We start from the raw sequence: 14,480 nt of genomic DNA on the forward strand, positions 1-14,480 counted from the left end.
ATTTCAACAATGCTGGTTTTTTGAATGCATAACGACAAAGATCTCTCCACGTGGCAAACGTTCCGCCGACTCTGGCCGATGATTGCTCCTTTTAAAGCAGGCTTGATCGTGGCGGGTGTAGCGTTAATCCTCAACGCAGCCAGCGATACTTTTATGCTATCGCTTCTTAAACCGTTACTGGACGACGGTTTTGGTAAAACGGATCGCTCAGTGCTGCTATGGATGCCTCTGGTGGTGATCGGACTGATGATCTTACGCGGTATCACCAGCTATATCTCCAGCTACTGTATTTCCTGGGTATCAGGAAAAGTGGTGATGACCATGCGCCGTCGACTGTTCAGTCATATGATGGGTATGCCGGTTGCGTTCTTCGATAAACAGTCGACCGGAACGTTGTTGTCACGTATTACCTACGACTCCGAGCAGGTTGCCTCTTCCTCTTCCAGCGCGCTGATTACCGTTGTGCGCGAAGGCGCGTCGATTATCGGCCTGTTCGTGATGATGTTCTACTACAGCTGGCAGCTGTCGCTGATCCTTATCGTACTGGCTCCGGTCGTGTCCGTGGCTATTCGCGTCGTGTCGAAGCGCTTCCGTAATATCAGCAAGAATATGCAGAATACGATGGGACAGGTGACCACCAGCGCAGAGCAGATGCTGAAAGGGCATAAAGAAGTTCTGATTTTTGGTGGTCAGGACGTCGAAACAAAACGCTTTGATAAAGTCAGCAACAAAATGCGTCTGCAGGGAATGAAAATGGTGTCGGCCTCTTCCATCTCTGACCCGATTATTCAGCTGATTGCCTCACTGGCGCTGGCGTTCGTTCTGTACGCGGCAAGCTTCCCAAGCGTGATGGAGACGCTGACGGCAGGTACCATCACCGTGGTCTTCTCCTCCATGATCGCCCTGATGCGTCCGCTGAAATCCCTGACAAACGTCAACGCTCAGTTCCAGCGCGGGATGGCGGCCTGTCAGACCCTGTTCAGCATTCTGGATTCCGAACAGGAAAAAGATGAAGGCAAGCGCGTCATTGAGCGCGCGAACGGTGACGTTGAGTTCCGCAATGTGACCTTCACCTATCCTGGCCGCGAAACACCGGCTCTGCGCAATATCAACCTGACCATTCCGGCAGGAAAAACCGTTGCGCTGGTAGGCCGTTCCGGCTCCGGTAAATCGACCATTGCCAGCCTGATCACCCGTTTCTACGACATTGACGAAGGTGAAATTCTGTTAGACGGCCACGATCTGCGCGAGTATACCCTGCAGTCGCTGCGTAACCAGGTGGCGCTGGTCTCCCAGAACGTGCACCTGTTCAACGATACGGTGGCAAACAACATCGCTTATGCGCGCACTGAAGAGTACAGCCGTGAGCAGATTGAGAATGCCGCGCGTATGGCCTATGCAATGGACTTTATCAACAAGATGGATAACGGTCTCGATACCATCATCGGCGAGAACGGCGTACTGCTCTCCGGTGGTCAGCGTCAGCGTATCGCCATTGCCCGCGCGCTGCTGCGTGACAGCCCGATCCTGATCCTGGACGAAGCGACCTCTGCGCTGGATACGGAATCAGAACGTGCGATTCAGTCGGCGCTGGATGAGCTGCAAAAGAACCGTACCTCGCTGGTGATTGCGCACCGTCTGTCGACTATCGAGCAGGCTGATGAAATCGTCGTGGTTGAGGATGGGGTCATTGTTGAACGCGGAAGCCATGCCGATCTGCTGGAACACCGCGGCGTTTATGCCCAGCTTCATAAGATGCAGTTCGGCGAATGATTGCACGCATCTGGTCCGGTGAATCCCCGCTGTGGCTGCTGCTTCTGCCGCTCTCCTGGCTGTACGGCCTGGTGAGCGGTGCTATTCGCCTGCTTTACCGTCTGGGGCTGAAGCAGGCATGGCGCGCGCCGGTACCGGTTGTGGTGGTGGGTAATCTTACGGCGGGTGGCAACGGTAAAACCCCGGTGGTCATCTGGCTGGTTGAGCAACTGCAACAGCGCGGTATGCGTCCCGGCGTGGTATCGCGAGGGTATGGCGGTAAAGCGGCGAAATACCCTCTGTTGCTGACGGCGGAAACCACGACCGCCGAGGCGGGTGATGAGCCAGTATTGATTTACCAGCGTACTGGCGCCCCTGTCGCGGTCTCGCCGGTGCGCAGCGATGCCGTTCGGGCCCTGCTTGCTGAACATGCAGTACAGATAATCATCACGGATGATGGCCTGCAACACTACGCGCTGGCGCGTGATAAAGAGATTGTGGTCATTGATGGGGTTCGTCGTTTTGGTAACGGCTGGTGGCTGCCCGCCGGCCCCATGAGAGAACGGGCTTCACGCCTGAAGTCCGTGGATGCGGTGATTGTGAATGGCGGTGAGGCAAAAACGGGCGAAATCCCTATGCACCTCCAGCCTGGCATGGCCGTCAATCTTGTGACGGGCGAACGTCGTCCGGTTTCTCATTTACCTGCGCTGGTCGCCATGGCGGGTATTGGTCATCCTCCTCGCTTCTTCTCGACGCTGGAACAGGGCGGTGCCCGGCTTGAAAAACGCGTTCCGCTGGCCGATCATCAGGCGCTGTCGGTGGAACAGGTTGACGCACTGACGACGCCCGGTCAGACATTGATCATGACTGAAAAAGATGCGGTGAAATGCCGTCTCTTTGCGAAAGATAACTGGTGGTATCTGCCGGTTGACGCTGAACTCAGCGGCGAGCAGCCGGAACACTTGCTCCAGGAACTGCTGGCGTTGGTGAAATAAACGCTTACGCGGTTCTGGTGGCGCTTTGACTGACAGGAAAACGCATGTCTTTACCGCAACTCTCGCTTTCAGCCGCACGTCATTTACACCTTGCCGCACAGGGGCTGCTTAAAAAGCCCCGTCGCCGTGCGCAGCCTGCCGATATTCTCTCTACCGTCCAGCGCATGTCGCTACTTCAAATCGACACCATTAACATCGTGGCCCGCAGCCCTTATCTGGTGCTGTTTAGCCGGCTGGGGGGGTATCCTTCACAGTGGCTGGATGAGTCGCTCAGCAAGGGGGAGTTGATGGAGTATTGGGCGCACGAAGCCTGCTTCCTGCCCCGTAGCGACTTTGCCCTGGTTCGTCACCGTATGCTTGCGCCGGAGAAGATGGGCTGGAAATACCGCCAGGCGTGGATGCTGGAACATGCGGCTGAAATCGAGCAGCTTATCGCACATATTCAGGAGAACGGTCCGGTACGTTCCGCCGACTTTGAACATCCCCGGAAAGGCACGAGCGGATGGTGGGAGTGGAAGCCACACAAACGTCATCTGGAAGGCCTGTTTACCTCAGGCAAAGTCATGGTGATTGAACGGCGTAATTTTCAGCGTGTTTACGACCTCACGCATCGCGTGATGCCGCACTGGGACGACGAGCGCGACCTGCTTTCCCGTGAGGCCGCTGAGGCCATCATGCTGGAAAACAGCGCCCGCAGCCTGGGTATTTTCCGTTCACAATGGCTGGCAGATTATTACCGTCTGCGCCAGCCTGCGCTAAAACCGCTGCTGGAAATGTGGCAGCAAGAACAGCGCATAATCCCCGTTATGGTAGAAACACTGGGCGAAATGTGGCTGCATAAGGAGCTCTTCCCGCTATTACCTCAGGCGCAGGAAGGGAAACTTCAGGCAACCCACAGCACGGTACTGTCGCCTTTCGATCCGGTGGTCTGGGACAGAAAACGCGCCGAGCAGCTGTTCGGTTTCAGCTACCGGCTGGAGTGTTACACCCCGGCACCCAAGCGCCAGTATGGATACTTCGTCTTACCTCTGCTGCATAAAGGGCAACTGGTCGGGCGTATGGATGCCAAAATGCACCGCAAGACCGGTACGCTTGAAATCATTGCGCTTTATCTGGAAGAGGGCGTCAGGGTGACGGCGGCTCTGGAAAAAGGGTTAACGCTCGCCATAAGCGAATTCGCGCGCTGGCAGGGGGCTCACGATGTGACGCTGGGTCGGGTACCCGACGGATTGTTTACATCCTGTCGAAGTGGCTGGGAAACAGGCACTCCCTGAAAAAGGAATGTGTTAAGCTTTAGCGATTACCCATACGGAGGAACTATGGATCACCGTTTACTTGAAATTATTGCCTGCCCGGTATGCAACGGCAAACTCTACTACAGCCAGGACAAACAAGAGCTGATCTGCAAGCTGGACAGTCTGGCTTTCCCGCTGCGTGACGGTATTCCGGTATTGCTGGAAAACGAAGCCCGTTCCCTGGTGGCAGAAGAGAGCAAACCATGAGTTTTGTTGTCATTATTCCTGCGCGTTACGCCTCAACCCGTCTGCCGGGTAAACCGCTGGTGGATATCAATGGCAAGCCGATGATTGTGCACGTCCTTGAACGTGCCCGTGAGTCGGGTGCTGAGCGCATTATCGTGGCGACCGACCATCCCGATGTGGCGCGTGCGGTTGAGGCCGCGGGTGGGGAAGTGTGTATGACCCGCGCCGATCACCAGTCTGGCACCGAGCGTCTGGCGGAAGTGGTTGAGAAATGCGGTTTCAGCGATGATACGGTCATCGTGAACGTGCAGGGTGACGAGCCGATGATCCCGGCGGTCATTATTCGTCAGGTGGCAGAAAACCTGGCTCAGCGTCAGGTCGGAATGGCCACGCTGGCGGTGCCCATTCATCATGCAGAAGAAGCGTTCAATCCGAATGCGGTGAAGGTGGTGACGGATGCTGAGGGTTATGCGCTCTATTTCTCCCGCGCCACCATTCCGTGGGATCGCGATCGCTTTGCGGTTTCAAAAGAGACTATTGGTGATACCTTCCTGCGTCACATTGGCATCTACGGCTATCGCGCTGGCTTTATTCGTCGGTATGTGAGCTGGGCGCCGAGCCCACTGGAACATATCGAAATGCTGGAGCAGCTGCGCGTGCTCTGGTATGGCGAAAAAATCCACGTTGCTGTTGCCGAGGAGGTCCCTGGCACGGGCGTTGATACTCCTGAAGATCTTGAGCGCGTTCGCGCCGAACTGCGTTAATCCTGTCTGCATCCCTCATGGAGGGATGCAATCTCCGGTTTATTTTTTCCTGTCTTTTCCATAATTGATCTCTGCAGGGTGACATCTGCTTTCAACGCGCTCATTATAAAAGCAGTAGTCTTAATGGGGGTAATCTCATATGGAACAGCTGCGTGCCGAACTGAGTCACCTGCTTGGCGAGAAATTAAGCCGGGTTGAATGTGTGAGTGAAAAGGCTGATACCGCGCTCTGGTCGTTGTACGACAGTCAGGGAAACCCAATGCCGCTGATGGCCAGGAGCTTTACCTCGCCGGGGGTTGCCCGCCAGCTCGCCTGGAAAATTTCAATGCTCGCACGGCAGGGAACCGTCCGTATGCCGACGGTTTATGGCGTGATGACGCATGAGGAGCACCCCGGCCCGGATGTGCTGCTGATTGAGCGGCTGCGCGGGGTGTCTGTTGAAGCCCCGGCACGTACGCCGGAGCGCTGGGAACAGCTCAAGGACCAGATTGTCGAGGCGCTGCTGGCCTGGCATCGTCAGGATAGCCGTGGACTCGTTGGCCCGGTCGACAGTACCCAGGAAAACCTGTGGCCGCTATGGTATCGCCAGCGGGTCGAAGTGCTGTGGGGGACGCTTAACCAATTCAATAACACCGGTTTAACCATGCAGGACAAACGTATTCTGTTCCGCACCCGCGAGTGCTTACCGGCGCTGTTTGAAGGTTTTAATGACAACTGCGTGCTGATCCACGGTAATTTCACCCTGCGCAGCATGCTCAAGGACTCCCGCAGCGATCAGCTTCTGGCCATGCTGGGTCCGGGAGTCATGCTCTGGGCGCCGCGCGAATATGAGTTATTCAGGCTCAGCGACAGCGGGGCGGCGGAAGGTCTGCTTTGGCACTACCTTCAACGTGCGCCCGTTGCCGAAGCGTTTCTCTGGCGGCGCTGGCTCTACCTGCTGTGGGACGAGGTGGCGCAACTGGTGAATACCGGTCGTTTCAATCGCGCCAACTTCGATCTGGCGACAAAATCACTCCTGCCCTGGCTTGCCTGAGGACCCCTTCAGCCACTGCCAGAGGCGTCCAAGCGTCTCATAACCCACGCGATCGCTGTGCATCAGCCAGGCCGGGGACGGGATCGCCCGTTCCCAGGGGTTAAGCGGTGCGTCGATGGCCATCTGGTTTGCCGGTGCCGGGAGCGGGTGCAGGCCCTGCTTTTCAAAGAAGATCATCGCTCTTGGCAAGTGCGAGGCGGAGGTCACCAGTAAGAACGGGACATCACCAATCGCCTGCTTCACCGCAGCGGCCTCTTCTTCGGTATCTTTTGGGCGGTCCAGGGTAATGATCGATGACCGCGGCACGCCGAGCGATTCCGCCACCCTGGCCCCCGCTTCAGCCGTACTCACCGGGTTGGTTTTAGCCGCTGCACCGGTGAAGATCATTTTTGATCCCGGATTCGCCAGCCACAGGCGAATGCCTTCGTTGAGCCGTGGCAGGCTGTTGTTGATCAGGTTTGAGCTGGGGGCCCAGTCCGGGTCCCAGGTATATCCGCCGCCCAGCACCACGATATAGGCCACTTTCTGATTACCCTGCCATGTTGGGTACCTGTTTTCGATGGGACGTAACAGGCCATCCGCGACCGGTTGCAGGCTCAGCAGCAGCAAGACCAACCAGCCAAATGTAATAAGCGTTTTGCCACTTTTCTGAAAGCGACTGAACCACACCAGCGTCAACCCCAGCGCGATGATGAGCAGCAGGAGCGGAAGGGGAAGCATCATCCCTCCCACATATTTCTTCAGGGTAAAAAGCATCCTTTTTGGTTCCTTTTTTAACCATATAGCAGGTGAATACCCGTGATATTACACCAGAGAGGTTCATTCTCCGCGCGGGTGTGACAAAATAGCGGTTTTGCAGTTAGCGAGTGGAACTCTCCCAATGCGGGATCGCAATTTTGATGACATCGCGGAAAAGTTTTCGCGCAACATTTATGGCACCACTAAAGGGCAGCTCCGTCAGACGATCCTCTGGCAGGATCTGGACACGATTCTGGCCACCTTCGGGGGGCAAACGTTGCGCGTGCTGGACGCCGGAGGCGGTGAAGGACAGACGGCCATAAAAATGGCGGAACGCGGTCATCACGTCACGCTTTGCGATCTTTCTGCTGAAATGGTCGCTCGTGCGACGCGTGCAGCGGAAGAGAAAGGTGTGAGCGACAACATGCATTTTATACAATGCGCCGCTCAGGACATTGCACAGCATTTGGAAACCCAGGTTGATCTGATATTGTTTCATGCGGTGCTGGAGTGGGTAGCCGATCCGCAAAGCGTGTTACAAACCCTGTGGTCGATGTTGCGCCCGGGCGGCACGCTGTCGCTGATGTTCTACAATGCTAACGGCTTCCTGATGCACAACATGGTTGCGGGTAACTTTGACTATGTTCAGGTCGGGATGCCTAAAAAGAAAAAGCGCACGCTTTCCCCGGACTATCCGCGCGATCCGCAGCAGGTTTATGGCTGGCTGGAAGCGATCGGCTGGAAGATAACCGGGAAGACGGGCGTCAGGGTGTTTCATGATTATCTGCGTGAAAAACACAAACAGCGTGACTGTTTTGACACCTTGACAGAATTAGAAACGCGGTATTGCCGTCAGGAGCCTTTTGTCAGCCTTGGCCGCTATATTCACGTCACCGCGCACAAGCCGCAGATGCAAGGATAACCTATGAGTGAATTTTCCCAGACAGTCCCCGAACTGGTTGCCTGGGCCAGGAAAAACGATTTCTCCATCTCGCTGCCGGTAGACAGACTCTCTTTCCTGCTGGCGGTGGCCACGCTGAACGGCGAACGGCTGGACGGGGAAATGAGCGAGGGTGAACTGGTGGACGCGTTCCGCCATGTCAGTGATGCGTTTGAGCAAACCAGCGAAACCATTAGCGTGCGTGCCAACAACGCAATCAACGATATGGTGCGTCAACGTCTGCTGAACCGCTTTACCAGCGAGCAGGCGGAAGGAAACGCCATCTATCGCCTGACGCCACTGGGCATTGGCATTACCGATTACTACATCCGCCAGCGCGAATTTTCCACGCTGCGTCTCTCGATGCAGCTCTCGATTGTGGCGGGTGAGCTTAAGCGTGCCGCTGATGCTGCGGATGAAAACGGTGATGAGTTCCACTGGCACCGTAACGTCTACGCCCCGCTGAAATACTCGGTGGCGGAAATTTTCGACAGTATCGATCTGACCCAGCGTCTGATGGACGAACAGCAGCAGCAGGTGAAAGACGATATCGCGCAACTGCTGAATAAAGACTGGCGTGCGGCCATCTCCAGCTGCGAACTGCTGCTCTCAGAAACTTCCGGCACGCTGCGCGAATTGCAGGATACGCTGGAGGCGGCGGGGGATAAGCTGCAGGCAAACCTGCTGCGCATTCAGGATGCGACCCTGGCGCATGACGATCTGCATTTTATCGACCGTCTGGTCTTTGATTTGCAGAGCAAGCTCGATCGCATTATCAGCTGGGGCCAGCAGTCGATCGACCTGTGGATCGGCTACGATCGCCACGTGCATAAATTTATCCGTACCGCGATCGATATGGATAAAAACCGCGTCTTTGCTCAGCGTCTGCGCCAGTCGGTACAGACCTATTTCGATGCGCCATGGGCGCTGACCTACGCCAACGCCGATCGTCTGCTGGATATGCGCGACGAAGAGATGGCGTTGCGCGATGAAGAGGTGACCGGTGAACTGCCACCGGATCTGGAATATGAAGAATTTAACGAAATTCGCGAGCAACTTGCGGCCATGATCGAAGAACAGCTCGCTGTCTACAAAACCAGACAAGTGCCGCTGGATCTTGGCCTCGTGGTGCGCGACTATCTGGCGCAATATCCTCGCGCGCGCCACTTCGACATTGCCCGCATTGTAGTAGACCAGGCGGTACGCCTGGGCATCGCGCAAGCAGATTTCACCGGACTGCCGCCGAAGTGGCAGCCAATTAACGATTACGGAGCCAAGGTACAGGCGCATGTCATTGACAAATATTGAACAAGTGATGCCGGTTAAGCTGGCACAGGCGCTGGCGAATCCGTTATTTCCGGCGCTGGACAGCCAGCTGCGTGCCGGTCGTCACATTGGCCTCGACGAGCTGGATAATCACGCCTTTTTGATGGACTTCCAGGAGTACCTGGAAGAGTTTTACGCACGCTACAACGTGGAGCTCATTCGCGCGCCGGAAGGGTTTTTCTACCTGCGCCCACGCTCCACGACGTTGATTCCGCGTTCCGTACTCTCCGAGCTGGACATGATGGTCGGCAAAATTCTTTGCTACCTCTATCTCAGCCCTGAACGTCTGGCTAATGAAGGTATTTTCACCCAGCAGGAGCTTTACGATGAGCTATTAACGCTGGCAGATGAGAGCAAGCTGCTTAAGCTGGTCAATAACCGTTCAACAGGGTCGGATCTCGATCGTCAGAAATTACAGGAAAAAGTCCGCTCCTCCCTGAACCGTCTGCGCCGTCTGGGGATGGTCTGGTTTATGGGCCACGACAGCAGCAAATTCCGCATTACGGAATCTGTCTTCCGCTTCGGCGCCGACGTGCGTGCGGGTGACGACGCGCGTGAAGCGCAGCTTCGCATGATCCGCGACGGTGAAGCGATGCCGGTGGAAAACCATTTGCAGCTCAATGATGAGCATGAAGAGAATCTGCCGGATAGCGGGGAGGAAGAGTAATGATTGAACGCGGTAAATTTCGCTCACTGACGCTGATTAACTGGAACGGCTTCTTTGCCCGAACGTTCGATCTGGACGAGCTGGTGACCACCCTCTCCGGCGGTAACGGCGCAGGGAAATCCACCACCATGGCGGCGTTTGTCACGGCGTTGATCCCTGACCTGACGCTGCTCCACTTCCGTAACACCACCGAAGCGGGGGCGACAAGCGGCTCCCGCGATAAAGGCCTCCACGGTAAGCTGAAGGCCGGTGTCTGCTATTCGGTGCTGGACGTCATTAACTCCCGTCATCAGCGTGTGGTGGTGGGCGTTCGACTGCAACAGGTGGCCGGGCGCGACCGTAAAGTCGATATTAAACCGTTCGCCATTCAGGGACTGCCAACCTCAATGCAGCCGACGGCGCTGCTGACGGAAACCCTGAATGAACGCCAGGCGCGCGTACTGACGCTGCAGGAGCTGAAAGATAAGCTTGAGACTATCGAAGGCGTGCAGTTCAAGCAGTTCAACTCGATTACCGACTACCACTCCCTGATGTTCGATCTGGGCGTGGTGGCGCGTCGTCTGCGCACGGCATCTGACCGTAGCAAATATTACCGTCTGATCGAAGCGTCCCTGTACGGCGGGATCTCCAGCGCCATTACCCGCTCCCTGCGCGACTATCTGTTGCCGGAAAACAGCGGGGTACGGAAGGCGTTCCAGGATATGGAAGCGGCGCTGCGTGAAAACCGCATGACGCTGGAAGCCATTCGCGTTACCCAGTCTGACCGCGATCTGTTTAAACACCTGATCAGCGAGGCCACTAACTACGTGGCGGCGGACTACATGCGTCACGCCAACGAGCGCCGCGTGCATCTCGATCAGGCATTAGAGTATCGTCGCGAGCTCTTTACCTCCCGTAAACAGCTGGTGGCCGAGCAGTATAAGCACGTTGAAATGGCGCGTGAATTGGGCGAACACAACGGTGCTGAGGGCGATCTGGAAGCCGATTATCAGGCTGCCAGCGATCACCTGAACCTGGTGCAAACCGCACTGCGTCAGCAGGAAAAAATCGAGCGCTATGAAGCGGATCTCGATGAACTGCAAATTCGTCTCGAAGAGCAAAATGAAGTGGTGGCCGAAGCCGCCGAGATGCAGGAAGAGAACGAAGCCCGCGCCGAAGCCGCCGAGCTGGAAGTGGATGAGCTGAAAAGCCAGCTTGCCGATTACCAGCAGGCGCTGGACGTGCAGCAGACGCGTGCGATTCAGTACACCCAGGCCCTGCAGGCGTTACAGCGCGCAAAAGAGCTGTGCCATCTGCCCGACTTAACGCCGGACAGCGCCGACGAATGGCTGGAAACCTTCCAGGCAAAAGAGCAGGAAGCAACGGAAAAACTGCTTTCCCTCGAACAGAAAATGAGCGTCGCGCAAACGGCGCACAGCCAGTTTGAGCAGGCCTATCAGCTGGTGGTGGCGATTAATGGCCCGCTGGCCCGTAACGAAGCGTGGGACGTTGCCCGCGAGCTGCTGCGCGATGGGGTGAACCAGCGCCATCTGGCCGAGCAGGTTCAGCCGCTGCGTATGCGTCTTAACGAACTGGAGCAGCGCCTGCGCGAGCAGCAGGAAGCCGAGCGTCTGCTGGCGGAGTTCTGTAAGCGCCAGGGAAAAAATTACGATTTCGACGAGCTTGAAGCCCTGCATCAGGAGCTGGAAGCCCGTATTGCCGCGCTTTCCGATTCCGTATCCAGCGCCAGCGAACAGCGCATGACCCTGCGCCAGGAGCTGGAGCAGCTTCAGTCCCGCTCTCAGGCGCTGCTGCAGCGTGCGCCGGTCTGGCTGGCGGCCCAGAGCAGCCTTAACCAGTTGAGTGAGCAGTGTGGCGAGCAGTTCGAATCCAGCCAGGAAGTCACTGAATACCTGCAGCAGTTGCTGGAGCGCGAGCGCGAGGCGATTGTTGAGCGTGATGAAGTGGGTGCGCGCAAGCGTGACGTCGACGAAGAAATTGAGCGCTTAAGCCAGCCGGGCGGTGCGGAAGACCCGCGTCTCAATGCCCTGGCGGAGCGTTTTGGCGGCGTGCTGCTGTCCGAAATTTATGACGATGTCGGTCTGGATGATGCGCCGTACTTCTCGGCGCTGTATGGCCCGTCTCGTAACGCGATTGTGGTCCCGGATCTGTCGCTAATTTCTGAGCAGCTTGCCGGTCTGGAAGATTGCCCGGAAGATCTCTACCTGATTGAAGGGGATCCGCAGTCATTTGATGACAGCGTATTCAGCGTCGATGAGCTGGAAAAAGCGGTGGTGGTGAAAATCGCCGATCGCCAGTGGCGTTATTCCCGCTTCCCGGAACTGCCGCTGTTTGGCCGCGCCGCGCGTGAAAGCCGCATTGAAAGCCTGCACGCCGAACGTGAAACGCTGTCTGAACGTTTTGCGACTCTGTCGTTTGACGTCCAGAAAACCCAGCGCCTGCACCAGGCGTTCAGCCGCTTTATCGGTAGCCATCTGGCTGTGGCCTTTGAAGCTGACCCGGAAGCGGAAATTCGCAAGCTCAACACCCGCCGTGGTGAGCTGGAGCGTGCGATTGCCGCGCACGAAAATGATAACCAGCAGAGCCGCGTCCAGTTCGAGCAGGCGAAAGAGGGCGTTGCGGCCCTTAACCGTATCCTGCCGCGCCTGAATCTGCTGGCCGATGACACGCTGGCTGACCGTGTGGATGAGATCCAGGAACGTCTGGATGAAGCGCAGGAAGCCGCCCGCTTTGTGCAGCAGCACGGTAACCAGCTGGCGAAGCTGGAGCCCGTCGTGTCTGTGCTGCAGAGCGACCCGGAACAGTTCGAGCAGTTAAAAGAAGATTATGCCTGGTCGCAGCAGGTGCAGCGTGAAGCGCGCCAGCAGGCGTTTGCCCTGACGGAAGTGGTGCAGCGCCGTGCCCACTTCGGCTACTCCGACTCGGCCGAAATGCTGAGCGGTAACAGCGATCTGAACGAAAAATTGCGTCAGCGCCTTGAGCAGGCTGAAGCGGAACGTACCCGCGCCCGTGAAGCGATGCGCAGCCACTCCGCTCAGCTGAACCAGTACAACCAGGTGCTGGCTTCACTGAAAAGCTCCTTCGATACCAAGAAAGAGCTGCTCAACGATCTGCACAAAGAGCTTCAGGACATCGGCGTGCGTGCTGACAGCGGGGCAGAAGAGCGGGCGCGCATTCGTCGTGACGAATTGCATGCCCAGCTCAGTAATAACCGCGCACGTCGCAATCAGCTGGAAAAAGCGCTGACCTTCTGTGAAGCGGAAATGGATAACCTGACCCGTCGCCTGCGCAAGCTGGAGCGCGACTACCATGAAATGCGTGAGCAGGTCGTGAGTGCGAAGGCGGGCTGGTGCGCGGTCATGCGGATGGTGAAAGACAATAACGTTGAGCGTCATCTGCACCGCCGTGAACTGGCCTACCTCTCTGCCGATGAGCTGCGTTCCATGTCGGATAAGGCGCTGGGTGCGCTGCGTCTGGCGGTGGCAGATAACGAGCATCTGCGCGATGTTCTGCGGATGTCAGAGGATCCGAAGCGTCCGGAACGTAAAATTCAGTTCTTCGTGGCGGTTTACCAGCACCTGCGCGAACGTATTCGTCAGGACATTATCCGTACCGACGATCCGGTTGAAGCCATCGAGCAGATGGAGATCGAACTGGGGCGTCTGACGGAAGAGCTGACCTCCCGTGAACAGAAGCTGGCGATCAGCTCCCGCAGCGTGGCGAACATCATCCGCAAAACCATTCAGCGCGAGCAGAACCGTATTCGTCAGCTGAACCAGGGGCTGCAGAGCGTGTCGTTTGGTCAGGTGAACAGCGTGCGCCTCAACGTCAACGTGCGTGAAGCCCACGCGACGCTGCTGGAGGTGCTGTCTGAGCAGCATGAGCAGCATCAGGACCTGTTCAACAGCAACCGTCTGACCTTCTCTGAAGCGCTGGCGAAGCTGTATCAGCGCCTGAACCCGCAGATTGATATGGGGCAGCGTACGCCACAAACCATCGGTGAAGAGCTGCTGGATTACCGTAACTACCTGGAGATGGAAGTTGAGGTCAACCGTGGCTCCGACGGCTGGCTGCGTGCTGAATCCGGCGCGCTCTCCACCGGTGAAGCGATCGGTACCGGGATGTCGATTCTGGTGATGGTTGTACAGAGCTGGGAAGATGAAGCGCGTCGTCTGCGCGGGAAAGACATCTCCCCATGCCGACTGCTGTTCCTGGATGAAGCGGCGCGTCTCGACGCCCGATCCATCGCCACGCTGTTTGAGCTTTGCGAACGTCTCGATATGCAGCTCATCATTGCGGCACCGGAAAACATCAGCCCGGAAAAAGGGACCACCTATAAACTGGTGCGTAAGGTGTTCCAGAACAGTGAGCACGTACACGTTGTCGGGCTGCGCGGTTTTGCCCCGCAGCCGCCGGAGTCATTGCCGGATGCGGCTGGCGCTTCGTAGCGTATTTTTATCAATAATGTAGCCGTCTGTCCTGCCGGGCGGTGCTACGCACAACATGTCTTTTTTAAACGCAACCCCCGGGTTGCGTTTTTATTTTAATGTAAGATGTTTTAAAGTTTTTATTAAGTAAATATAAAGACCTTCTGATAACAACATTGTCGCTGCAATTTATTCACGCCATAAATGAATCTGGCTGTATTTACGTATCATAAATAAAATTATTTGTTTTTATATTGATGTGATTTATTGGTAGCAGTCGGAATGCCCTCTCTATACGCAAAGCTCTCTTCCCGAGTGGTATTGAAAACGTTCTGAGTGAACAATAGAATAATAATT

The 14,480-nt window shown here is 56.4% G+C and carries 11 protein-coding genes; 10 read left to right on the forward strand and 1 reads right to left on the reverse strand.

Annotated features, from left to right (window positions below):
- Positions 1-24: 24 nt before the first annotated feature.
- The 6 genes from msbA (at position 25) to C5687_RS05760 (ending at position 6,025) form a co-directional block, all read left to right on the forward strand.
- Complete coding sequence (gene msbA, locus C5687_RS05735) at positions 25-1,773, forward strand: lipid A ABC transporter ATP-binding protein/permease MsbA (RefSeq protein WP_047958157.1); 1,749 nt, start codon at positions 25-27, stop codon at positions 1,771-1,773.
- Positions 1,770-2,747, forward strand: a complete 978-nt coding sequence (gene lpxK, locus C5687_RS05740) for a tetraacyldisaccharide 4'-kinase (RefSeq protein ID WP_104556564.1) — start codon at positions 1,770-1,772, stop codon at positions 2,745-2,747. The genes msbA and lpxK overlap by 4 nt, the downstream gene beginning before the upstream one ends.
- A gap of 44 nt (positions 2,748-2,791) precedes the next feature.
- A complete protein-coding gene (locus C5687_RS05745; RefSeq protein ID WP_104556565.1) occupies positions 2,792-4,021 on the forward strand; it encodes a winged helix-turn-helix domain-containing protein in 1,230 nt (409 codons plus the stop codon).
- Positions 4,022-4,066: 45 nt separating this feature from the next.
- Positions 4,067-4,249, forward strand: a complete 183-nt coding sequence (gene ycaR / locus C5687_RS05750) for a protein YcaR (RefSeq protein ID WP_006174474.1) — start codon at positions 4,067-4,069, stop codon at positions 4,247-4,249.
- Positions 4,246-4,992, forward strand: a complete 747-nt coding sequence (kdsB, locus tag C5687_RS05755) for a 3-deoxy-manno-octulosonate cytidylyltransferase (protein WP_094918150.1) — start codon at positions 4,246-4,248, stop codon at positions 4,990-4,992. Before ycaR ends, kdsB begins: the two co-directional genes overlap by 4 nt.
- A 139-nt stretch (positions 4,993-5,131) precedes the next feature.
- Positions 5,132-6,025, forward strand: coding sequence for a YcbJ family phosphotransferase (locus C5687_RS05760; RefSeq protein WP_025756004.1), 894 nt, complete (start codon positions 5,132-5,134; stop codon positions 6,023-6,025).
- Here C5687_RS05760 and elyC read toward each other — a convergent pair.
- Complete coding sequence (gene elyC, locus C5687_RS05765; protein ID WP_104556566.1) at positions 6,002-6,781, reverse strand: envelope biogenesis factor ElyC; 780 nt, start codon at positions 6,779-6,781, stop codon at positions 6,002-6,004. The genes C5687_RS05760 and elyC overlap by 24 nt on opposite strands.
- A gap of 124 nt (positions 6,782-6,905) precedes the next feature.
- Between elyC and cmoM the strand changes: the two genes are divergently transcribed.
- Genes cmoM through mukB form a run of 4 tightly spaced genes read left to right on the forward strand, consistent with a single transcriptional unit; the run spans position 6,906 to position 14,144 of the window.
- The gene (gene cmoM, locus C5687_RS05770) at positions 6,906-7,685 is read left to right on the forward strand and encodes a tRNA uridine 5-oxyacetic acid(34) methyltransferase CmoM (protein ID WP_025756002.1); all 780 of its coding nucleotides are present in this window, start codon (positions 6,906-6,908) and stop codon (positions 7,683-7,685) included.
- Between the two features lie 3 nt (positions 7,686-7,688).
- Positions 7,689-9,011 (forward strand): chromosome partition protein MukF, encoded by a 1,323-nt coding sequence (gene mukF / locus C5687_RS05775; RefSeq protein ID WP_025756001.1) that lies wholly within the window; start codon positions 7,689-7,691, stop codon positions 9,009-9,011.
- Entirely contained in the window at positions 8,992-9,696 is a 705-nt protein-coding gene (gene mukE, locus C5687_RS05780) for a chromosome partition protein MukE (protein ID WP_008499954.1), read from the forward strand. Before mukF ends, mukE begins: the two co-directional genes overlap by 20 nt.
- Positions 9,696-14,144 carry a chromosome partition protein MukB gene (gene mukB, locus C5687_RS05785; RefSeq protein ID WP_104556567.1) on the forward strand — a complete coding sequence of 1,483 codons (4,449 nt, stop codon included), beginning with the start codon at positions 9,696-9,698 and terminating at the stop codon, positions 14,142-14,144. The genes mukE and mukB overlap by 1 nt, the downstream gene beginning before the upstream one ends.
- Positions 14,145-14,480 lie beyond the last annotated feature (336 nt).

Origin of the sequence: Enterobacter sichuanensis (assembly GCF_002939185.1) — a bacterium.
Classification (GTDB): domain Bacteria; phylum Pseudomonadota; class Gammaproteobacteria; order Enterobacterales; family Enterobacteriaceae; genus Enterobacter; species Enterobacter sichuanensis.

Bases quoted from the DNA above. Each gene is read 5' to 3' on its own strand.
- msbA (WP_047958157.1), top strand. From the start codon at position 25: ATGCATAACGACAAAGATCTCTCCACGTGGCAAACGTTCCGCCGACTC.
- lpxK (WP_104556564.1), top strand. From the start codon at position 1,770: ATGATTGCACGCATCTGGTCCGGTGAATCCCCGCTGTGGCTGCTGCTT.
- C5687_RS05745 (WP_104556565.1), top strand. From the start codon at position 2,792: ATGTCTTTACCGCAACTCTCGCTTTCAGCCGCACGTCATTTACACCTT.
- ycaR (WP_006174474.1), top strand. From the start codon at position 4,067: ATGGATCACCGTTTACTTGAAATTATTGCCTGCCCGGTATGCAACGGC.
- kdsB (WP_094918150.1), top strand. From the start codon at position 4,246: ATGAGTTTTGTTGTCATTATTCCTGCGCGTTACGCCTCAACCCGTCTG.
- C5687_RS05760 (WP_025756004.1), top strand. From the start codon at position 5,132: ATGGAACAGCTGCGTGCCGAACTGAGTCACCTGCTTGGCGAGAAATTA.
- elyC (WP_104556566.1), bottom strand. From the start codon at position 6,781: ATGCTTTTTACCCTGAAGAAATATGTGGGAGGGATGATGCTTCCCCTT.
- cmoM (WP_025756002.1), top strand. From the start codon at position 6,906: ATGCGGGATCGCAATTTTGATGACATCGCGGAAAAGTTTTCGCGCAAC.
- mukF (WP_025756001.1), top strand. From the start codon at position 7,689: ATGAGTGAATTTTCCCAGACAGTCCCCGAACTGGTTGCCTGGGCCAGG.
- mukE (WP_008499954.1), top strand. From the start codon at position 8,992: ATGTCATTGACAAATATTGAACAAGTGATGCCGGTTAAGCTGGCACAG.
- mukB (WP_104556567.1), top strand. From the start codon at position 9,696: ATGATTGAACGCGGTAAATTTCGCTCACTGACGCTGATTAACTGGAAC.